Origin of the sequence: Paracoccus aerodenitrificans, from assembly GCF_027913215.1 — a bacterium.
Taxonomy (GTDB): Bacteria; Pseudomonadota; Alphaproteobacteria; order Rhodobacterales; family Rhodobacteraceae; genus Paracoccus; species Paracoccus aerodenitrificans.
Window position 1 is genome coordinate 1,230,727 of sequence record NZ_CP115784.1, and the last position, 21,556, is coordinate 1,252,282.

Sequence of the window (21,556 nt, forward strand, 5' to 3'; positions counted from 1 at the left end):
GAGGCGCGGCTGACGGTATCGCCTCGCGGCAGAGGTGAGAATGAGCAAGGACCGCACCGGCAATCTCGACGCCGATCATCGCCGCATCGAGGATGACCTCATCGCGCGGCGCTATTTCGAAAAGCTTCGGCTGATCTCGAAAACGCTGCCTGCGGTGCTTTCGGAAACCGTACGCGACGGGCTGTTCACCCGAACCGAAACCGAGGTGATCGGCTATTATCTGCGGGCCATCCTGGCCTCGGCGGATGCGCTGTCGATGAAATATCTGGTCTCGGGCCGGGTTGAGGGGCCGTTGAGGCAATTCCTGACCATCGACGTACATGAATCCGGCTATCCGGTCTGGTCCGAGATCGCCCAGATGGCCGCCGATGCCGCGCAGGCCGAAAGCCATCTGGCGCGGACACCGGATGCGAAGGCGATCAGGGACGATATGATCCGCCAGATCGTCGGCGATCTGACCATTCCGACGCGGCTGCAATATGCCATGTCGCAGCGGCTCTATTATGAGGCGCTGGCGAAAGGCGGGGTGTTCTGGCCGCAGATGCATCCTCAGGGCTATTGGCTGTCCGACGCGCGGAACCGCCGCCGCTGGCTGCTTCACTGGGCCGTCTATGACAGCCAGTTGAACATGCCGGTGATCTATCTGATGGATTGCGACGATAGCGGCCGCAGACCTCTGGTCGAGGATTCCAAACGCTGGCCCGAGGTGCAGGCGCATCTGATGGCGCAATCGGTGACGACGCTGCAACTGGTGACCATCGCGCAGGGCTTCGACCGCGATTTCGACAAGCTGCACCCGTATCGTCTGCGCCGCATGTTGCTTGGCCCGATCTATTCGCAGCAATTCACCACTCAGGAAGGTCCGATCAAGGATGTTCTGGACAATGCCCGCGCCCCATCAGGCGAGGATTGGGCGGTGGCGCTGACCGTCGAGGATCTTCAGGCAGAACGCGCCATTATGGAATCGACCGGGCTGTTCGGCGTGACCGAGCGGCAGATCTTCAGGCTGGACCCTCTGGGTCTCGGAGGAGCCGGGCAGGGGGCAAGTTCCGTCGGCCGTGCCCTGATTCTGCCTGCGCGTCCCTATCAGTCGCTTGCCGAGCTGAACCCCGAAGGGTTCCGGCGCATGCGCAAATATGTCCCGCTGCCGAATGGCCGGGTCACGGCCTATCGCTGATGCCGGGCGATCCGCAGATCCTATGGCGGCGACTGGACAGGCCGGGCCATGATGCCTGCCGTATCCGGAGCGACATGAACGGGCAGGGTCTCGACGGGGTCGCCGTCTGGCTGGATGGTGGGGGCCCCGCGCATCTGTCCTATATCGTGACATGCGACGAGGCGTGGCGCACCCGTTCGGCCCGTATTCAGGGCCGGGCCGGGCGGCGCGATCTGACCTTGTCCATCCATCGCGACGATCTGGGCATCTGGCGCATCAGCGGAGAGGAAGTCCCCGAGCTGAACGGGCTTCAGGATATCGATCTGGGCTTCACCCCCGCCACGAACACGCTGCCGATCCGCCGCTTGCGTGCGCAGAGCAAGGACAGCGCCGAGATCGGGGCGGCATGGCTGGACCCGTCTGACTGGACGCTGAAACTGCTTCCGCAGCATTATCGCCGGCTGGATACGGGCTGGCATTACGCCTCGGGCGGGTTCGAGGCCGATCTGACCGTAAATGCGGACGGCTTTGTGACCGATTACCCCGGAATGTGGATTGAAGAGGACGCGCATGGACGCTCGTAACGAAATGGAACTGCCCGAGGCAGAGATTCGCAGCCATTACGCGCAGGCCCTGTCGCTGCTGAGCGGGTTCGATCATGCGCCGAGGCTGGGGAAGGCCACGGCGCAGGCGCAGCCAGAACGCTCACCGGGCATTCCGCGTCGAGTGTCGCGGTTCCGCTCCACCACGCCGGGGCTGGCGGGACGGTCCACGACGCGGGCCGAGGGGATCCAGCTGATCGACCGGATCGAATCCGTGGGCGGCGACGATCTGCCCTCGCCTGCTGCGGCGACGGTTGCGCGGGCGCTGCGGCGAGGGCTGGCGATCTCGCTTGCGGTGGTGGATGAGGTCGCGGCGCGGTCCGGTGCGGCAGAGTTGAAACGGGCCAATCTGGAAGGCCGTCTGCCGAATGACCGGCGCGGCGAGTTCGCCGAATTGCTGGCGGTGGAATCGCTGGCGGCCTTGTCGGTCTTCGCCAATGCGACAGTGTTTCTGCTGGCCGAACATGCCGGGCCGGAAACGGTTGAGGGCATCACCGCCGATGAAATCCTGACCGACAACCCGACCACGGCGCTGCAAGGCGCCTTGTGGGAGCTGGATCAGAACCTGTCGCGGACTGCGCATGACGACAAGACGCTGGTTGCGGGGGTGATCGCCTATGCCGAGGCTCTCTCTGCCGCCGTTCAGGCCCGTGCCGAGACCGCCCCGCGCAGCGCCAGCTTCACCGGCGCAAGCTGGCGCGTGGCGGCGGATGATTTCCCGATTGCCGGTTTCGCACCCGCGACCAAGGCGCGGGGTAAGCCGGTGCAGTTGGCCTTCAAGACCCCCGAGGAGGTTGTCGGCAACGCTATCGCAAAACACCAGATGATGCGGCTGTCGCGGATGCTCGTCGCCTATGATTTCGACCGCCGGATGAACCCGTTCGTTGAACTGGGCGGTTTCATCTATACTTTCCTCGGCGACGGCAAACCCGGCACCGGGAAGACCACGCTGATTCAGATGATGGCCGGGCTGATCAATGATTACTGCAACGTGGCGGGCTATCCGTTCCGCTATGCCAATCTGTCCATCGATAACGTGGACTCCTATCAGGGTAAATCCGGCCAGAACGCCCGCGCCTTCATAGACAGCGTGATTGACCCCGGCGTGATCGGTTTCGGGACCATCGACGATATCGATCAGATCGCGGGCAAGCGCGGCGACAAGCAGTCCTCTTCGGGTCAGCAGGAAATCACCGCCGTGCTGATGGAGGCCTTTGCGGGGGCCTCGACCATCGTGCGCGGGAATGCGACTTTCGGGATGTTCTCGAATTATGCCGAATCCATCGACGATGCGCTGCGCCAGAGGGCAGGGGCGCGGTTCCTGATCGACGGTCCCAAAACGCGCGAGGATTATATCGACATCCTCGCTTTGCTTCTGGGCAAAAGGCACGACATCCCGGTCGGCGATCACGATCTGATGAAGGCGCAGGCGATCAAGACCGCCGTGGCCGACAGTCTGGAGCGTCATAACCAGCCGCAAGAGGTCGGGCTGGCGAAGGTCTGGACCGAGGTCACCGCGCAGACCGGCCCCTTGGACAGCCTGGCCGAGTTCGGGACCTATCTGCATGCGATCTCGGTCGCTGATGAGCGGTTTACCGGCCGCGCCATCAAGAACATCACCGACGCGATCAAGGCCCGCGCGATGGATTTCGACATGCCGGATGAATGGTTCGAAACGCCCGATCCATTCCTGCATCAGCCTTATGAGCGAAAGCTTGAGATGATCGAGGCGCTGCGTCAGCCCATCACGACCGAGATGATCGCGCAGGAAATCAACCGCTACGCCGACAGCGAATGGCGATATGCGGATTCGAGCGATGAGACGGCGATCAAGGAGGCCGTGCGGAACATGGAACGCATGGAAGAGGCGCAGAAGCGGTATCGGGGGGAGGTGTGAAAACCTTCCGACAAAAACTCCAAAGCTGGTGGAATGCGCCGTTTAGGGTTCACCGTTGGTTTTGCTGGAGTAGGTTGAAGCGATGGAACGCTTCACCAGTCGTGTGGGGCATACTTTTGACAGTCTATGTCTTGCTGTATGCAGCGTTTCTGGGATTTGGAGGTGAGTGCACGGAAAAGCCAAATTGTTCATCACGTCTCGCTAAATTCGCGTATCTCGATTTCAATGAAGTTGGCGATACGATAGCCGGGTTCGGCAGCCTGCTAGCCTTTGCGTGGCTAATTGTAACGGTGATGCTCCAATCGCAGGAACTTAAGGCACAGAGAAAGGAATTGCAGCAACAACGTTTAGAGTGGAAGAAAATCAGTGAGGCGCAAGATGCTCAAGTCCGGATTCTGGAAAAGCAAGGTGAGATTTTTGCGGACGAATACCAAGCTAGACGGCAGCAAAATGCTAAAAAGGTTTTTGATGAACGGATTAAAGACCTGCTTTCAGATCTAGCGACGCTCTATGATCTTCAGGTTTACGGAGCGAGATATGATTCGAATCAATCATTGGAGCAAGGCGTTAACAGCGTACAGGTTGCACTAGACGAAGTGTGCTCACACCCGCATCGAATGGAAGATCCTAGCCAACTTTTAAGTTTGGCGCATAGGCTGGAACAAAAAACGAAACAGCTTACGGAAATTGTCGATCAATTATCGGAAGACCAGCAGATTATGGTAAAACGTCTGAAAATTGAAGATCTTCCGAAGAAAATTTCAAAATTGATGAATGATGTTGCATTTTATAACCCTAGTTTTCTCCCAGACAAGCAAGATCAATGGTGATATTTCGCTGCGAACTGTTTGGTTATTGTGATTGCGATCATATCGCCGCGGTCAGGCCTTCACTGCGTGATCCGGTACATAATCATAATAAGGTAACCGCATGAAACGCCTCATCGAAAAAGGTCTGATGTTCGGCAATCTCATCCGGGTGGACAGCCCTGCATGGGTGCAGCGCTATAACCGGGCGCTGAAGCTGGTCACAGGCAAAGAAACCCAACTGGCCGAGTTTCATATCGACCTTGCGGGGTACTCGCCCGAGATCGGGGATGAGATCGGGGAGATGGATTACCTCAACCCCGAGGGTGCGCATCGCCAGTTCATCCTGCTGACCACCGAACAGAAGACCGCGCCGCTGCTGAATGCGGATCTCTCGGTGCTGCGGGATCTTTTGCAGCAATTCATCCGCGATAATGAAAGCCAGTTGTTCAGTCTCACCGCCCGCGATGCGGTGGTCGGAGAGATGGACGATATGGTCTGGCAGGTCAGTGTGCCCTCCGATCTGTTGCAGATCGGGCGGATCCGGATCGGGGCGGATACGACCGGAAATCATGTCGCCAATGCCGACAGGCTGACCGCGCTGATCGAGCGTTTCCGCACCGAGCCGGATGCATGGTATGACGATGTGCTGATCGCGCGGATGATCGAGCAGGCGAAGGAAACCGGCGATGTCATCCGCAACCCGATCCATCTGGAGACGGGGGATTACGAGGTGCCGGATTTCTGGACCTCGCAATTCGGCGGGGTCTATGTGTTCCGCAGCCCGCGCGAGGATGCGATGATCTTCCGCGATCCGCGCGTTTTCACCGACCCGAAATTCGATATCGACCTGCCGAATGTCAGAATGATGAGCCTGCAGGACATGAATGCCATTGCCATGTGGATGGCCCGCAACGCGCTTGCCGAGCCGATCGTGACGGCGAAAGGCACGGATGCGGCGGCGATCCTGCGGCAGAAGATCGATTTTATCCTTGTCGATGCCGCCACAAGGCTGGGGATCGACACGGGCGACGGGACGCGCTCGGCGCTGCGCAGGGCGGCGGCGCGGATGGGGCATGGCCTGCCCGAAGAGATACGCGGGCTGAGTGCGCTGCTGCGCTATGCCGAAGAGGGTGGGGCCTGGCCGGTGATCGACAGCGCCAGCCCTGCTTATTTCTATGCGATCCGGGGCAGTGCGACTCCGGCCCGCGATCTGATCAACCAGTTGCTGACCGAGCTTGCGCCGCATGATGTGCGGTCTCTGTTTATCATGAACAAACCACTGTTCTATCAGCAATATCAGACCTGGGATGAGGCCAAGAAGGAATATGTGGTGAACCATCTTGCCCGCGAATATCAGATCGACAAGCAGGGCACCCGCGACGCATTGTTCGGACCCGAACCGGGGATGGAGGAAGCCGCCCCGGTGGCTCCGGTCGTGGCAGGTCCCTGGGGGCGGGCGAAAACCGGTGCAACATTGTCGGAAAGCGCGGGCAGCAGAGCGGCGCGGCCCGGCTCAGCGGGCTTTCGTGGCCCGTGGGGAGGCTGAGACATGGCGGTGATCCGGCTGGCAATCGTGCTGTTCATCATCGAGGCGGTGTTCTACGTTCTCATCTCGGTCTATCTGCGCTCGACCAAAGCCGAGTCGCTGGAAGATGAATGGGACCGCCGTCACCCCGACCGCGCCGGAAACAGCCCGGAACGAAGGAAGTTCGTCCAGCGTTCGATGACGGGGTTTCAGAAAACCCTCAAGGCGCGGCTGGTCGCGCTTGTCTTTGTCGTGCCGACGGTCGCCATCGTGGTGATCGCATGGGCCGTTAACGTGCAATAAGGAGCCGCGCCCGATGTATTATATCAAGGTCACTCTGGGCGTCGTATTCGGCGTCTTCGTCTTTCTGTTTCTCGATTATGCCCTTCCCAGCAAGGATACGGTCCGCATTACCAACACCTATAACCGTTTGACCGAGGTTGGCCGGAATGCGATTTTCTATGCCTCGGACGATACCGGCACGGTCGAGAACGCCTCGGGGCAGCGCGATATCCGTTTCATCGAAACGGTGCGCCCGAATGACAAGGTTTTCGTCTACCGCAACGAGGATACCGGCCTGATCTGGCCGCCCTATTTCAAATATGACAGCTCGAACCTGCATGCCGAGGCGACGAATCTGCGCTCGGATTCGCGCGATCCGATCTGGGTGAGCATTACCTCTTATGGCTGGCGGATTCCGCTGATCTCGATCTATCCGAATGCGATTTCGGTGACGCAGGTCTCGGGCCCGTCCGAGGCGCCGCTGAACTGGCCCGCCATGCTGATCCTGATCGTTCTCGGAATCCTGCTGATGCTGCTCTGGCGGATGTGGAACCAGTTCCGGCAGCGCACGATCGACCCGGCGGCCAGACGTGTCGGTGAGGCGGTGGACCGCGTCGATGCACGCGCGGATGCGGCGGTTGACCGCGTGTCGGATGAATTCAACGAGGCCCGCGAGGGCTTTACCGGCTGGCTGAACACCTGGAAGGGCAAGCCGCGCGATCCGAAGGAATAGGCGTATCGTCGGGTATGCGATGGGCTGCGCCCCGGTCTGCTGCCGGATCGGGGCTGTGGTTCCGCTTGTCGCCTGTGTGATCCGCGGATACCGTGCGGGTCTGACCAGATATGGATAGATCATGGCCCAGAAAAGCAATCCCGGCACCGATCTGACGCCGGAATGGTTCGAGCGGATCCGCATCAACACCCCTGCGGTGGAACGCCGCGCAGCGACATTGCCGACGCGGCGCTCGATCAAGAAAGACCATCAGGCGGCATGGCTGCTGAATGCGATTTCCTGCATCGATCTAACCACGCTGGCCGGAGACGATACCGAAGACCGCGTGGCCCGGCTGTGCGCCAAGGCCCGCCAGCCGGTCGCGCCCGATATGCTGGCCTCGATGGGCGTCGAGGGGCTGACCACCGGCGCGGTCTGTGTTTATCCGACGATGGTCGCGGCGGCGAAGAAAGCCCTTGGAAACAGCGGCATTCCGGTGGCCAGCGTTGCGACGGGGTTTCCCGCCGGGCTGATGCCTCTGGATCTGCGGTTGGCCGAGATCCGCTATGCCGTGGATCAGGGCGCGGACGAAATCGACATCGTGATCACCCGCGCCCATGTGCTGCGCGGCGAATGGGCGGCGCTTTATGATGAGATCCGCGCCATGCGAGAGGCCTGCGGAGCGGCCAGGATGAAGGCGATCCTTGCGACGGGCGATCTGAAATCATTGGAAAATGTCGCGAAAGCCAGCCATGTCGCGATGCAGGCGGGCAGCGATTTCATCAAGACCTCGACCGGGAAGGAAGGCGTGAATGCGACGCTGCCTGTCTCGCTGGTCATGTGCCGGGCGATCCGGGATTATCAGGCGCAGACCGGCCACAAGGTCGGGTTCAAACCGGCGGGCGGGCTGAAGACCTCGAAGGATGCGCTGTCCTGGCAAATGCTGATGGTCGAGGAACTTGGCCGCGACTGGGTGCGGCCCGATTTGTTCCGTATCGGGGCCTCCTCGCTGCTGGCCGATCTGGAGCGCCAGATCAGCCATTACGTTACCGGCCGCTATGCGGCGGCCCACCGCCTGACAATGGCCTGAGGGAATTATACCGACTGTGAGCGAAATCATGCAGACGATGGATTACGGCCCCTCGGTCGAGGAGAGCAGCGCCGTGCGCGACTGGCTGGCGAAGCGCGAGCGTTTCGGTCATTTCATAAATGGCAGCTTCACCGATGCGGGGCGTGGCTTTGTCACGACGGACCCGGCCAGCGGCGAAACGCTGGCGCAGATCACTCAGGGCACGGCGGAGGATGTGGCCGCCGCCGTCAAGGCCGCCCGCAAGGCGCAGCCGAAATGGGCGAAGCTGTCGGGGCATGAGCGGGCGCAATATCTTTACGCAATCGCCCGCACGATCCAGAAGCGAGAGCGTTTCCTGTCCGTGCTGGAAACGCTGGATAACGGCAAACCGATCCGCGAAAGCCGGGACGCCGATATTCCGCTGGTGGTGCGTCACTTCTATCACCATGCCGGATGGGCTTCGATCATGGGTGATGAGTTCCCGGGCTATGCGCCGCTTGGCGTTGCCGGGCAGATCATCCCGTGGAATTTTCCCCTGCTGATGCTGGCCTGGAAGATCGCACCGGCGATTGCGGCGGGCAATACGGTCGTGCTGAAACCGGCGGAGTACACGCCGCTGACCGCTCTGGCCTTTGCGGAAATCTGTCAGGAGGTAGGTCTGCCAGACGGCGTGGTCAATATCGTCACCGGCGACGGCGAAACAGGCGTCGCTCTGGTGGCGGCGGATGTGGACAAGATCGCCTTCACCGGCTCGACCGAGGTTGGCCGTGCCATCCGCGCCTCGACGGCCGGGACCGCAAAGCGGCTGACGCTGGAACTTGGCGGGAAATCGCCCTTTATCGTCATGGAGGATGCCGATCTGGATGCCGCCGTGGAAGGCGTCGTCGATTCCATCTGGTTCAATCAGGGGCAGGTCTGCTGCGCGGGCTCGCGGATTCTGGTGGCCGAATCTGTTGCGGACCGGTTCGAGGCTCTGCTTCAGCGGCGGCTGGGGACGCTTCGGGTCGGGCCGCCTCTGGATAAATCGACGGATATCGGCGCGATCGTGCATCCGGTGCAGAAGGACCGGATCACCGGATTATGCAGGCAAGCGGTCGAGGCAGGCGGCGATCTGATCGGCGGTGCGCCGTCAGAGGGATGTTTCGTCGCGCCGGGCTATCTGCGCGACATCTCCCCGGCGAACCCCGCCTGGAGCGAGGAAATATTCGGTCCCATCGCCACGCTGACCACGTTCCGCACCGCGGATGAGGCGATCAGCCTGGCCAATAATTCCCGCTATGGCCTTGCCGCTCAGATCTGGTCGGAAAGCGCCACGGTGGCCACGGACCTGGCGGCGCAGGTGAAATCCGGCGTGGTCTGGATCAACGGCGCGAATATGTTCGACGCGGCGGCACCTTTCGGCGGAATGCGGGAATCCGGTTTCGGGCGTGAGGGCGGATATGTCGGGCTGTTGGAGTATCTCGCAGCGCCTGCCGCACCGGCTGCCAAGGAAAAGTCCCCGAAACCCCCGAAGGCGATGCCTGACGGTTCGGGTTCCGGCAAGGGGATCGACCGGACCGAGAAACTCTATATCGGCGGCGCTCAGAAACGGCCCGATGGCGGGGCCAGCTATCGCGCGGCCTCGGGCGATCTGGTGCCGCTTGGCAACCGCAAGGATATCCGCAACGCGGTCGAGGCCGCCGCGAAGGCCGGGAAATGGGCCGCGATGGGCGGGCATGGCCGGGCTCAGGTCATGTATTTCATTGCCGAAAACCTGTCCCTGCGCCGCGAGGAGCTTGCCGGAAAACATGGCAGGCAGGCGGTGGATACAGCCATTGCGCGGCTGTTTTTCTATGCGGGATGGGCGGATAAATATGACGGGCGGAATGTGCAGACAAAGCCCGGATATCTGGTCAATGTGATCCCTCAGCCCTTTGGGGTAGTCGGCCTTGCCTGCCCGAACGATGCGCCGCTGCTTGGCTTCGTCAGCCTTGTTGCGCCGCTGATCGCGATGGGAAATGCCGTGGTCGCTATTCCGGCTCAGGATGACCCGGTTGCGGCATTCGATCTGGCGCAGATCTTCGATACGTCGGATCTGCCGGGCGGTGTGGTGAATATCGTCTCGGGCGCGAAGGACGAGCTTGCGGCGGTGCTTGCCGCGCATGATGAGGTTTCCGCGCTGTGGTTCTGCGGGGCGAAAGGGGCTGATGCGGTCGAAAAAGCCTCGACGGGCAATCTCAAGCCGGTCTGGTCATTCCCCAACCGGGACTGGTCCCGGGACGATGCGCAGGGCCGGGTTTTCCTGAACAGGTCCGTGCAATGGAAAACCGTCTGGCTGCCCTATGGGGCGCTGCCGGCAGGAACCGGCAGCGTCGTTTACTAGGCGGAAATACCGCGCCGGGCAGGGGTCACGCGGATTGCTTCTGCCCGATCAACCTGCCGTTTTCATCGACTTCCTCGGCGATAACCGTGAAGTTCAGCAATTGATGCTGCCCGAAGCTTGAAAACAGCGGCACATCCGTCGCATCCCGCCCATAGCCGACCGGCAGCCGTCCGATACGCCGCTGATTATTGCGGGGATCGAAATTCCACCAGCGGCCGGACAGGTACACCTGCACCGAGGCGGCGAAATCCATCGGATCAGGCGGCACCGGAACGCCGAAATCGCCGAGATAGCCATTCACATAACGTGCCGGGATATTCAGCGCCCGGCAGAATGCAATCGCCAGATGCGCGAAGTCGCGGCAGACTCCCTTGCCCTCGCGGAAGGCGTCGCGGGCGGTGCGGGTCGGATCGGCATCCTGATAATTAAAGGTGATATGGTTATGCACCCAATCCATCACCGCCTGAACACGCGGCCAACCCGGAGAAACCGTGCCGAACAAATCCCATGCAGGCTGCATCAGCAGATCAGAATCGCAATATCGCGATGGCATGAGGAATTGCAGCACGTCATCGGGCAGCGCCTCGACCGGCAATTCTTGCGCGTCGGGCATTTCCGGTTCGGGCAGGCCGGAATCGGCGATGATGGCGGTCTGCCTCATCAGGAAGCGCCCCGCAGGGGTGCCGAGCCGCCGCGAGAAATTGCCGAAATCATCGACAAATGTCGAGAACGGCACTTCTGGCGTGGTCGAAAACTCCTCGGTGCCGCGCAGATCAAGCTGCCGCTCGGGACGCACTGACATTTGCAGCAGAAGCGACAGCGGGCCGTCGCTTTCTATTTCAATGTCATAGCCATAGCGGATGAACATCACGCGATTTTCAGATCGAGCGTGACATCCGCATTCAGCAGTTTCGACACCGGGCAGCCGGATTTAGCACCTTCGGCAGCCTTCCGGATCGCGTCGCGGTCGCCATTGCCCGTGACGGTCGCGGTCAGCGCCGCTGTCTTGATCGCGAAACCGTCGCCGTCCTTGTCCATCGAGATGGCAGAGCTGGCCTCGATCGTGACATCGGTCACGCCTGCCTCTTGAAGCTCTTTCGACAGCGCCATCGCGAAGCATGAGGCATGTGCCGCGCCGATAAGCTCTTCGGGGTTGGTGCCCGGCTTGTCCTCGAAACGCGTGGCGAAACCATAGGGCTGAGACGACAATGCGCTGGACTGGGTGGAAACCTCACCCTTGCCGTCCTTGATCGCGCCCTGCCATTTTGCGGAACCGGTCTTGGTAATCATGAAATCCTCCTTTATCCCGGATATAACGCGTGGGCCGGACGGCGGTTCACCCGATTCACCTATGTTATACGGTCGGAGGCCCGATTGCCGGTTTATGAGCTTGCCGCGCTCGGCGCCGCTGTTTGCTGGGCCGTGACCGGCCTGATCGGAGCGCCCGCCTCGGTCCATCTGGGGCCGTTTGCCTTCGGCTTATACCGTCAGACGCTTGTCGCGCTTATTCTGGCGGTGATCGTCTGGATGAGCGGGCTGTGGCAGGATGTGACCACGGCGCAGGTCATGACACTGGCCCTGTCGGGGATTGTCGGCATCTTCGCCGGGGATACGATGCTGTATTTCACGCTGAACCGGCTTGGGCCGCGTCGGGCAGGGGCGTTATTCGCGCTGAATGCGCCGATGGCGGCCATACTGGGCTGGATCCTGCTGGATGAGGATCTGAGCCTTGCCGGATGGGCCGGCGTGTTCCTTTGCGCCGCCGGTGTCAGCATCGCGGTTCTGGGCCGTCCCGGACGCAGCGGCTCGCATCGTTTCGAGGCGGTTCACGGCAATGTCGTGGTCGGCATCCTGTTCGGCCTCGGCTCGGCGCTTGGTCAGGCGCTTGGGTCGCTGATTGCGCGGCCGGTCATGCAGGAGGGGTTCGACCCCGTCGTCGGAACGCTGATCCGGGTGTTTTTCGCCGTGCTCTGTCTGGGCTGCGTGATGGCGCTGCCAGTGGCGCAGGTGAAGCCGCATGGCAGAATGACGCCACGGATTTTCCTGATGGTCGCCGGTTCCGGCATCGTCGCGATGGTGATCGGCATGTCGCTGATGCTGTTCTCGTTGCAGGGCGGAAAAGTCGGGATCGTATCGACGCTTTCGGCGCTGTCTCCGGTATTTATCCTGCCGGTTCTGTGGATTGTTATCGGCGCAAGACCAAGCGCGGCAAGCTGGCTTGGCGCGGCAATCGCCGTGGCGGGAATGGCGCTGATTTTCCTGCGCTGAGTATCCCCGTCAGGCGTGGCTCAGCCGCAAATCCGCTCCCATTCGGCCATCGCATAGCGGTCGGTCATTCCGGCAAGGTAATCCAGAACGATTCTGGCACATTCGGTTTCCGATCCGGCAAGCGCCTCTGCCTGCCAATGCTCGGGCAGGGCCTGAGGGCGGGACATGAAAAGCGGGAACAGATCGTTCAGCATGGCGGTCACCAGCTTGCGCTCATCGACCACGGAAGGGGCGCGATACATGCGCGTGAACAGGAAAGACTTGATTGCCTTGAGGTTCTGATAAAGCGGCTTCGAGAAGCGGATGATCGGCCCGTCCATCTCGCGGATTTCGGTGACGGATACCGGCTGAAGCGAGACCAGCCGGTTCTGCGCCACGGCAATCACATCCTCGACCATGACGCCGAACACCCGGCGCAGCGCCTCATGGCGGCGGCGGGCGGGATCGAGGCCGGGATGCAGCCGGTCCACCTCGGCAAAGGCGGGGCCGACAACCGGCAGTTCCAGCAGGTCGGTTTCGGTGAACAGCCCCGCCCGCAGCCCGTCATGGATATCGTGGTGATTATAGGCGATGTCGTCGGCGACGGCAGCGACCTGCGCTTCGGCGCTTGCATTGGTGGAAAGCTCCAGATCCCACTGGCCGTTTACCTCGGCAAGCGCATAGGGATAGGGCGCTGCGACCGGCCCGTTATGCTTGGCGATGCCCTCCAGCGTTTCCCATGTAAGGTTCAGCCCGTCGAAACCTGCATAGTGACGCTCCAGCCGTGTGACGATGCGCAGGGCCTGAGCGTTATGGTCGAACCCGCCATATGGCTCCATCAGGGCGGCAAGCGCATCCTCTCCGGTATGGCCAAAGGGGGGATGGCCCAAATCATGGGCAAGGGCCACAGCCTCGGCCAGATCGGTATTCAGGCCAAGCGCGCCCGCAATGGTCCGGGCGACCTGCGCGACCTCGATCGTGTGGGTCAGGCGGGTGCGGAAATAATCGCCGCGATAGGCATCGCCTTCCTGCTCGACGAAAACCTGCGTCTTGTGCTTCAGCCGCCGGAAGGCCGAGGAATGGATGATCCGGTCCCGGTCGCGCTGCCAGGGGCTGCGGAAGCTGGACAGGTCTTCCGCGTGACGCCGTCCGCGGCTGTCATCCGGTTGGCAGGCATAAGGCGCGGTCATGGCAGATCCTTGCGGGGGCTTCCTTGCAGCATTCCGGGGCGAACCCTATATTCCTGACAGGAATTGCGAAACGGGAACGCCCCATGAACCTGCCCCCTCAAGTGACCGAGCGCGCCTTTGCACGGCTGGCCGAGATCAATGACGGAAATACCGCCCCTCAGGCGCTGCGCGTGGCGGTGGAAGGAGGCGGTTGTTCCGGGTTCCAGTACGATATCCGGCTGGACGCGCCTGCCGATGACGATCTGGTGCTGGAAGGCAACGGGCAGCGTGTACTGGTCGATCCGGTCTCGCTGCCGTTTCTGGCAGGGGCCGTGATCGATTTCGCCGATGAGCTGATCGGTGCGCGTTTCGTGATCGAGAACCCGAATGCCGCCTCGTCCTGCGGGTGCGGCACGTCTTTCTCAATCTGAGAAATCAATCGCAAAGCACTGAGCGCAGGCGAAACTCCCGGTCAGGGAAATACATCGGCTCGGGAACGGGATCATAACCCGGCGGCGCTCCTGTATATTGCTCCTGCGGTAAATCCCCCTCACGTGCCTCTTTCTGCTGAGCGCGGTCGAACAGATCCTTGCGCCAGGAGGGGACGCGGCAGAGAATGCGGGGCTTGATCGTGGTGATCTCGATATCGCCCCGATCTTCGATCAATGTCAGCGAATGACCGTTCAACTGCGCTTCACCGGCCATGAAGTTCAGTGCTTCGGGCAGTTCGGTCCATATGGTGTCATCCCCGAAAAACTCCGATTCGCCTTGCCATTCGCTGCCCGAGGCGATGCGGATCTGCCAGTCTCCGGGCGGGACCAGCAGACGGAAGAACGCGCCGCTGCGCACATAACCGGCCATTTCCGGGCTGTCGGCGCCCGGACGCGACAGGAAAACGGCGTGATCCATCTGCCCTTCGCTGCGAATTTGCAGAGGCAAAGTCGCAGGCAGGCCGCTGCGGTTCCACATGATGCCGATATCGGGCCTTGCCCCGTCCTGCGCGACCGACAGCATGGCCGACAGAGCCAGAAGCAGGGACGAAATCATGATCGCGCGGCGCAAATGGCATCTCCTTTCCTCTCTACCTAGGAACCCGTCTGCCGCTTGCCAATCCTCCCGCCCCGGCACATGATGCCGCCATGAAAATCGCAAGCTTCAATATCAATGGTATCAAGGCGCGGATGAACGCGCTGAGCGACTGGCTGTCGGCGGCGCAGCCCGATCTGGTGGTGCTTCAGGAAATCAAGACCGTGGATGAGGGTTTTCCCGCCACCCATTTCGAGGATATGGGATATAACGTCCTGACTCACGGGCAGAAAAGCTTCAACGGTGTTGCGGTCCTGTCGAAGCTTCCTCTGGAAGATCAGATGCGCAGCCTGCCCGGTGACGATGCCGACGAACAGGCCCGCTATATTGAGGCGACCGTGGTCGGTGACCGCGCGGTGCGCATTGCGGGGCTGTATCTGCCCAATGGAAACCCCGCTCCGGGTCCGAAATACGATTATAAGCTGGCCTGGATGGAAAGGCTGCGTTTGCGTGCTGCAGAATTGCTGGCGACGGAAATGCCGGTGGTGATGCTGGGGGATTTCAACATCATCCCGCAGCCCCGCGATGCGGCAGAGCCGGGCGAATGGGTGAAGGATGCGCTTTTCCTGCCCGAAAGCCGCGCCGCATTTCGCCGCATCGCAGCGCAAGGCTGGACCGATGCGCTGCGCAATGCCGATCCGTTCGGGCAGCGCGGTCCCTTCACCTTCTGGGATTTTCAGGCCGGAGCATGGCGGCGCGATAACGGAATCCGCATCGATCACCTGATGTTGTCCCCTCAGGCCGCTGATATCGTTAAATCATCCGGCGTCGATAAAGAGGTCCGGGCGGGCGAAAAACCCTCGGATCACGTACCTGTCTGGGTTGATCTGGCGGCATAGGGTCCGGCTATAGCCCGCGGATCTTCGTCATACAGCGTTTACAAGCCTCTTTCATCGGGTATTGTTTTCGCAGTCGCAGAAACCGGGGGAAGATCATGGCCGACATCAATAAGATCCTTGTGGCGAATCGTGGCGAGATTGCCATTCGGGTCATGCGTGCCGCCAATGAGTTGGGAAAGAAGACCGTCGCCGTCTATGCCGAGGAAGACAAGCTGGGTCTCCACCGTTTCAAGGCGGATGAGGCCTATCGCATCGGTGAGGGGCTCGGGCCGGTCGCGGCCTATCTGTCGATCCCCGAAATCATCCGGGTTGCGAAAGAAAGCGGCGCGGATGCCATACATCCGGGCTATGGCCTTCTGTCCGAAAACCCCGATCTGGTGGATGCCTGCACCGAAGCCGGAATCATCTTCATCGGTCCCAAGGCGGAAACCATGCGGGCGCTTGGTGACAAGGCCAGTGCGCGGCGCGTGGCGATCAAGGCGGGCGTGCCTGTCATCCCCGCGACCGAGGTTCTGGGCGAGGATTTCGACGCGATCAAGAAAGAAGCCGCCGAAATCGGCTATCCGCTGATGCTCAAGGCGTCATGGGGCGGCGGCGGGCGCGGGATGCGTCCGATCAACGGCCCCGATGAGCTTGTGGAAAAGGTCCGCGAGGGCCGCCGTGAGGCCGAGGCGGCTTTCGGCAATGGCGAGGGCTATCTGGAAAAGATGATCACCCGCGCCCGCCATGTCGAGGTGCAGTTGCTGGGTGACAGGCATGGCGGGCTGTATCATCTGTATGAGCGTGACTGCACCGTGCAGCGCCGCAATCAGAAAGTGGTCGAACGCGCCCCCGCGCCCTATCTGACGCAAGCGCAGCGCGAAGAGGTCTGCGCTCTTGCCCTGAAGATCGGGCAGGCGGTCGGCTATGAGGCCGCCGGGACGGTCGAGTTCCTGATGGATATGGAAACCGACGCGTTCTATTTCATCGAGGTCAATCCCCGCGTTCAGGTCGAGCATACCGTCACCGAAGAGGTGACCGGGATCGACATCGTGCAGGCCCAGATCAAGGTGGCCGAGGGCGCGACTCTGGCCGAGGCGACGGGCGTGCCGTCTCAGGATCAGGTGACGCTCTCGGGTCACGCGCTGCAATGCCGGGTGACGACCGAGGACCCGCAGAATAATTTCATCCCCGATTATGGCCGCATCACCGCCTATCGCTCGGCCACCGGGATGGGGATCCGTCTTGATGGCGGAACGGCCTATTCGGGCGGGGTGATTACGCGGTTCTACGATTCGCTGCTGGTGAAGGTCACGGCATGGGCGCAGACCCCGGATCAGGCGATCCGCCGGATGGACCGGGCCTTGCGCGAATTCCGGGTGCGCGGGGTCAGCACGAATATCGATTTCGTCATCAACCTGCTGAAACACCCGACTTTCCTGTCGGATGAATATACAACCAAATTCATCGACACTACGCCCGAACTGTTCGAGTTCCGCCAGCGTCAGGACCGCGCGACGAAGATCCTGACCTATCTGGCCGATATCTCGGTCAACGGGCATCCGGAAACGGCCGGACGTGCAGCACCTCCGGCCGAGATCCGCCCGGCGGTCGCGCCCGCGCCGCGCGTTGATCCTCCGCCCGCAGGGACGCGGCAATTGCTGGAGGAAAAAGGCGCTCAGGCCGTGACGGACTGGGTGGCCGGTCAGCAACGCTTGCTGATGACCGATACGGCAATGCGCGACGGGCATCAGTCGCTGCTGGCGACGCGGATGAGGTCCATCGACATGATCCGGGTCGCACCTGCCTATGCAGCCAATCTGCCGCAACTTTTCAGCGTGGAATGCTGGGGCGGGGCGACCTTCGACGTGGCCTATCGCTTCCTGCAGGAATGTCCGTGGCAGCGCCTGCGCGATATCCGGGCGCGGATGCCGAACCTGCTGACGCAGATGCTGCTGCGTGCCTCGAACGGGGTCGGCTATACGAATTACCCCGATAATGTGGTCCAGAGCTTCGTGAAACAGGCAGCCGACTCTGGCGTCGATGTGTTCCGCGTTTTCGACAGCCTCAACTGGGTCGAGAATATGCGCGTGGCGATGGATTCCGTCATCGAAAGCGGCAAGATCTGCGAGGCGGCAATCTGTTATACCGGGGACATCCTGAATGCGGACCGGGCGAAATACGATCTGCAATATTATGTCTCGATGGGGAAAGAACTGCGCGATGCGGGGGCGCATATTCTCGGGCTGAAGGATATGGCCGGGCTGCTGAAACCCGCCGCGGCCCGCAAGCTGGTCACCGCGCTGAAGGAAGAGGTCGGGTTGCCGATCCATTTCCACACCCATGATACATCCGGCATGGGCGGTGCCTCCTATCTGGCAGCGGCGGCGGCGGGTGTCGATATCGTGGATGGTGCGATGGATGCGCTTTCGGGCAATACCAGCCAGCCGACTCTGGGTTCCGTGGTCGAGGCTCTGGCCGGGACGGATCGCGATACCGGACTGAATATCAGCGCCGTGCGTGAGATCTCGAATTACTGGGAGCGTGTGCGCGAGGATTACCGCGCCTTCGAATCCGGGCTTCAGGCTCCGGCCTCCGAGGTGTATCTGCACGAAATGCCCGGCGGCCAGTTCACCAATCTGAAAGCGCAGGCGCGGTCTCTGGGGCTTGAGGATCGCTGGCATGAGGTCGCGCAGGCCTATGCCGATGTGAACCGGATGTTCGGGGATATCGTCAAGGTCACGCCGTCTTCGAAAGTGGTGGGCGACATGGCGCTGATGATGGTGTCTCAGGGGCTGAGCCGGGCGCAGGTGGAAGATCCCAATGTCGATGTGGCCTTCCCCGATTCCGTGATCGACATGATGCGCGGCAATCTTGGTCAGCCTCCGGGCGGTTGGCCCGAAGCATTGCAGAACAAGGTTCTGAAGGGTGAAAAACCCATGACCTCACGCCCCGGAGCCAGCATGGAGCCGGTCGATCTGGACGCCGCCCGGGCCGATCTGTCCGAAAAGCTGGACGGTGCAGCGGTCGATGATGAGGATCTGAACGGATATCTGATGTATCCGAAGGTCTTCCTCGACTATATGAGCCGACATCAGGTCTATGGTCCGGTGCGGACCCTGCCGACCCGGAATTTCTTCTATGGGATGGAGCCGGGGGATCAGATCAGCTGCGAAATCGACCCCGGCAAGACGCTGGAAATACGCCTTCAGGCCATTGGTGAGACCGATGAGAAGGGAGAGGTGAAGGTCTTCTTCGAACTGAACGGCCAGCCGCGCAATATCCGTGTGCCGAACCGCAGCGCCGGGGCCTCTGCCGTGGCCCGACCCAAGGCGGATCCGGGCAATGACGGGCATATCGGTGCGCCGATGCCGGGGGTTGTGGCAACGGTTGCGGTGACGATGGGGCAGGCGGTGAAGACCGGCGATCTGTTGCTGACGATCGAGGCGATGAAGATGGAAACCGCGATCCATGCCGACCGTGATGGGGTGGTGAAGGCGGTTCATGTCGCGCCGGGACAGCAGATCGACGCCAAGGATCTGATGGTCGAGCTGGAATAAGGCAGAGGGGCGCTGCCCCTCTTGCCCCTGCGGGGCAATTCACCCCGGGATATTTATGCCAGGATGAAAGAGGCGTCGCTTTGGTGGCGCTTCTTAAAGCGATTTCAGCCAGGCGATCAGGGCGTCGCGGTCCTCTTTGGGCAATTCGGTCACGGCGTTGCGGGCGGTTTCCGCTTCGCCGCCATGCCAGAGAATGGCCTCCAGCAGGGTCCGGGCGCGACCGTCATGCAGATAGGATTCGGTCCCGGTCACCTGTTTGTTCAGCGAGATGCCCCAGAGCGGCGCGGTCCGCCATTCGCGCCCGGTCGCGCGGGATTCGGGGCGGTTATCCGCCAGACCCTCGCCCATATCGTGCAGCAGAAGATCGCTATAGGGCCAGATAAGCTGGAAGCTCTGTTCGGGCTGGTCCTTCAGCCGGTTGGTGACGTATTTCGGGCTGTGGCACGAGGTGCAGCCGATGGAATAGGCGATTTCCTTGCCGCGGAGCACCTGCGGATCGTCGAGATTGCGGCGTTCCGGTACGGCGAGGTTGCGGGAATAGAAGGTCACGAGATCGAGCGCCTCGGTATCGACCTCCAACCCGTCGCGAATGCCCGGTTCCTGTCCCGGAGGGGCGCTGCGGCAGTCGGACTGGGTTTCGGTGCACTCGCCGGACGGATCGGGGAAAAGCGGGGTGGACAGGCCCATATCGCCGGCGAAGGCGGATGCGGATTGCTCGCGGATGGTGGCATTGCCCGCCTTATGGCCGAAACGGCCAAGCATGGGCTGGCCGAATTCGCTGGACCAGACGATTTGCGGGCGGCCCGATATGCCGTCCCCATCCGCGTCACCGGGGTCGGCGCGGGCAATGATATCGGCGGCGGGGATCGCCTCGATCAGGCCGAGGCCGATCATTTGCGGCGCGACACGGGGTGAGATCAGCAGCCCCTCATCCGGGGCACCATAGGCCGGGCTGTCGATGCTGTAATGCGGCCTGCGCAGGGTAACGGCTTCGCCATCGGCGAGCGTCACAGTGCTTTCCGTCCATGCCACGCCCATCTTTGCCTCGGCAAGATAACCTTCCAGCGACAGATCCTGAAGCTGGCCGCCATAGACCGGATCGGGCAGGGTGGGGATATAGCCGGGGATCGCGGGAATATCGTCTCCGCCCATCACCGACAGGCGCAGAAAGGCAGAGACGCGGCTGTCATCCGGGCCGTCGGGCAGATGGCCGCGACCATCCTTGATATGGCAGTTCTGGCAGGCGCGAGCGTTGTAAAGCGGGCCGAGACCGTCGCTGCCCTTTGTCGATGAGGGTGCCCCGACCCACAGTTTGCGGAAGATGCCATTGCCGACCTTGAAATCGAGTTCGTGTTCGAAGGGCATATTCGGCGAGAATTGCGAAAATGCCTCGGCAGTGTCGATGAAGCGCGTTGTGGCCGCGCCTCCGGGATTCTGCTCGAATGGCTCGGGCGCGGAGAAATCGTCGGCCGGGCGGGTCACGGCGTCGATGCGTGCGGATTCGGCTTCGGTCCGGGGGATGACGTTCAGATGCGGTTCGGATTGCCACACGGCCTGTTCCGGGGCATCGGGCGCCGAGACCGGAACGGCGCGGACCGGATCTGACTGGGCAGCCGCCGGAACCGCGCCAATTGTCGCTGCGACGATCTGCCGCATGACCACGCCGACGGCCCCGCCTGCGAAAGTGACAAGGGCGGAGTTGCGCGTCTTCATGTCGTGACCGGGTTGCGTCCTTGGGGTAAACGGGGCGGGCGATGCCGCCCCGTCGGGTGTTACTCTGCCTGATCGGCAGGCTTCGCGTTCAGCAGGCCGAAATTCTTCGGGCCAAGTTCGTCATGCAGCGGGATCTGGGTTTCGAGGAAGTCGATATGGCCTTCCTCATCGGCGATCAGCTCTTCGAACAGATTCTTGCTGATATAATCGCCGACCTTCTCGCAATGATCGCGTGCCTCGATATAGAGGTTACGCGCATCATGTTCGCCCGCAAGATCGCATTCCATCGTCTCTTTGACGTTCTGGCCGATGCGCAGCGGGTCGAGTTTCTGCAGATTCGGATGGCCTTCCAGAAAGATGATTCGCTGGATCAGCCTGTCTGCGTGATGCATTTCCTCGATCGATTCCGCGCGGGATTTATCAGCGATCTTGCCGTAACCCCAATCTTCCTGAAGGCGGTAATGCAGCCAGTATTGGCTGACTGCGGTAAGTTCCGATCTCAGAGCTGCGTTAAGGTATTCAATGACCTTTGCGTCGCCCTTCATTTTT

Annotated in this window: 19 protein-coding genes; 13 read left to right on the forward strand and 6 right to left on the reverse strand. The window is 61.5% G+C overall.

All coding sequences use genetic code 11. From position 1 onward, the window contains the following. Positions 1-40: 40 nt before the first annotated feature. The 9 genes from PAE61_RS07575 (at position 41) to PAE61_RS07615 (ending at position 10,414) form a co-directional block, all read left to right on the forward strand. Positions 41-1,177: a hypothetical protein gene (locus PAE61_RS07575; RefSeq protein WP_271114704.1), complete on the forward strand. Its 1,137-nt coding sequence runs from the start codon at positions 41-43 to the stop codon at positions 1,175-1,177. After that, positions 1,177-1,740 (forward strand): putative glycolipid-binding domain-containing protein, encoded by a 564-nt coding sequence (locus PAE61_RS07580; protein WP_271114705.1) that lies wholly within the window; start codon positions 1,177-1,179, stop codon positions 1,738-1,740. The genes PAE61_RS07575 and PAE61_RS07580 overlap by 1 nt, the downstream gene beginning before the upstream one ends. Beyond that, on the forward strand, positions 1,727-3,655 hold the full coding sequence (locus tag PAE61_RS07585; RefSeq protein WP_271114706.1) for an AAA family ATPase: 1,929 nt from the start codon (positions 1,727-1,729) through the stop codon (positions 3,653-3,655). The genes PAE61_RS07580 and PAE61_RS07585 overlap by 14 nt, the downstream gene beginning before the upstream one ends. A 116-nt stretch (positions 3,656-3,771) precedes the next feature. Continuing rightward, the gene (locus tag PAE61_RS07590; RefSeq protein ID WP_271114707.1) at positions 3,772-4,485 is read left to right on the forward strand and encodes a hypothetical protein; all 714 of its coding nucleotides are present in this window, start codon (positions 3,772-3,774) and stop codon (positions 4,483-4,485) included. Positions 4,486-4,585: 100 nt separating this feature from the next. Next, positions 4,586-6,010: a DUF6638 family protein gene (locus PAE61_RS07595; RefSeq protein WP_271114708.1), complete on the forward strand. Its 1,425-nt coding sequence runs from the start codon at positions 4,586-4,588 to the stop codon at positions 6,008-6,010. A gap of 3 nt (positions 6,011-6,013) precedes the next feature. Further along, the gene (locus PAE61_RS07600; protein ID WP_271114709.1) at positions 6,014-6,292 is read left to right on the forward strand and encodes a hypothetical protein; all 279 of its coding nucleotides are present in this window, start codon (positions 6,014-6,016) and stop codon (positions 6,290-6,292) included. A 13-nt stretch (positions 6,293-6,305) separates the two neighbouring features. Next, on the forward strand, positions 6,306-7,004 hold the full coding sequence (locus tag PAE61_RS07605; RefSeq protein WP_271114710.1) for a DUF1523 family protein: 699 nt from the start codon (positions 6,306-6,308) through the stop codon (positions 7,002-7,004). Positions 7,005-7,125: 121 nt separating this feature from the next. Beyond that, positions 7,126-8,073, forward strand: a complete 948-nt coding sequence (gene deoC / locus PAE61_RS07610) for a deoxyribose-phosphate aldolase (RefSeq protein ID WP_271114711.1) — start codon at positions 7,126-7,128, stop codon at positions 8,071-8,073. Between the two features lie 28 nt (positions 8,074-8,101). Beyond that, complete coding sequence (locus tag PAE61_RS07615) at positions 8,102-10,414, forward strand: aldehyde dehydrogenase family protein (RefSeq protein ID WP_271114712.1); 2,313 nt, start codon at positions 8,102-8,104, stop codon at positions 10,412-10,414. Between the two features lie 25 nt (positions 10,415-10,439). On the opposite strand, the gene PAE61_RS07620 is transcribed toward PAE61_RS07615, so the two are convergent. Together PAE61_RS07620 and PAE61_RS07625 are read right to left on the reverse strand one after the other, a co-directional pair. After that, the gene (locus PAE61_RS07620; RefSeq protein WP_271114713.1) at positions 10,440-11,282 is read right to left on the reverse strand and encodes a transglutaminase-like domain-containing protein; all 843 of its coding nucleotides are present in this window, start codon (positions 11,280-11,282) and stop codon (positions 10,440-10,442) included. Beyond that, on the reverse strand, positions 11,282-11,704 hold the full coding sequence (locus tag PAE61_RS07625) for an OsmC family protein (RefSeq protein WP_271114714.1): 423 nt from the start codon (positions 11,702-11,704) through the stop codon (positions 11,282-11,284). Before PAE61_RS07625 ends, PAE61_RS07620 begins: the two co-directional genes overlap by 1 nt. Before the next feature lie 84 nt (positions 11,705-11,788). Between PAE61_RS07625 and PAE61_RS07630 the strand changes: the two genes are divergently transcribed. Continuing rightward, a complete protein-coding gene (locus PAE61_RS07630; protein ID WP_271114715.1) occupies positions 11,789-12,682 on the forward strand; it encodes a DMT family transporter in 894 nt (297 codons plus the stop codon). A 20-nt stretch (positions 12,683-12,702) separates the two neighbouring features. On the opposite strand, the gene PAE61_RS07635 is transcribed toward PAE61_RS07630, so the two are convergent. Beyond that, positions 12,703-13,851 (reverse strand): deoxyguanosinetriphosphate triphosphohydrolase, encoded by a 1,149-nt coding sequence (locus tag PAE61_RS07635; protein ID WP_271114716.1) that lies wholly within the window; start codon positions 13,849-13,851, stop codon positions 12,703-12,705. A gap of 83 nt (positions 13,852-13,934) precedes the next feature. Between PAE61_RS07635 and PAE61_RS07640 the strand changes: the two genes are divergently transcribed. After that, positions 13,935-14,261 carry a HesB/IscA family protein gene (locus PAE61_RS07640; RefSeq protein ID WP_271114717.1) on the forward strand — a complete coding sequence of 109 codons (327 nt, stop codon included), beginning with the start codon at positions 13,935-13,937 and terminating at the stop codon, positions 14,259-14,261. A gap of 4 nt (positions 14,262-14,265) precedes the next feature. Here the strand turns inward: PAE61_RS07640 and PAE61_RS07645 are convergent, their stop codons facing one another. Continuing rightward, a complete protein-coding gene (locus tag PAE61_RS07645; protein WP_271114718.1) occupies positions 14,266-14,892 on the reverse strand; it encodes a hypothetical protein in 627 nt (208 codons plus the stop codon). A 77-nt stretch (positions 14,893-14,969) separates the two neighbouring features. Here PAE61_RS07645 and xth point away from each other — a divergent pair, with 77 nt between their 5' ends. Both xth and PAE61_RS07655 read left to right on the forward strand, forming a co-directional pair. Then, complete coding sequence (gene xth / locus PAE61_RS07650) at positions 14,970-15,755, forward strand: exodeoxyribonuclease III (RefSeq protein WP_271114719.1); 786 nt, start codon at positions 14,970-14,972, stop codon at positions 15,753-15,755. Positions 15,756-15,850: 95 nt separating this feature from the next. Then, a complete protein-coding gene (locus tag PAE61_RS07655; RefSeq protein ID WP_271114720.1) occupies positions 15,851-19,294 on the forward strand; it encodes a pyruvate carboxylase in 3,444 nt (1,147 codons plus the stop codon). 93 nt (positions 19,295-19,387) lie between these two features. Here the strand turns inward: PAE61_RS07655 and PAE61_RS07660 are convergent, their stop codons facing one another. Next, a complete protein-coding gene (locus PAE61_RS07660) occupies positions 19,388-21,007 on the reverse strand; it encodes a di-heme oxidoreductase family protein (RefSeq protein ID WP_271114721.1) in 1,620 nt (539 codons plus the stop codon). A 59-nt stretch (positions 21,008-21,066) separates the two neighbouring features. Then, on the reverse strand, positions 21,067-21,552 hold the full coding sequence (gene bfr, locus PAE61_RS07665) for a bacterioferritin (RefSeq protein ID WP_271114722.1): 486 nt from the start codon (positions 21,550-21,552) through the stop codon (positions 21,067-21,069). Positions 21,553-21,556: the final 4 nt, after the last annotated feature.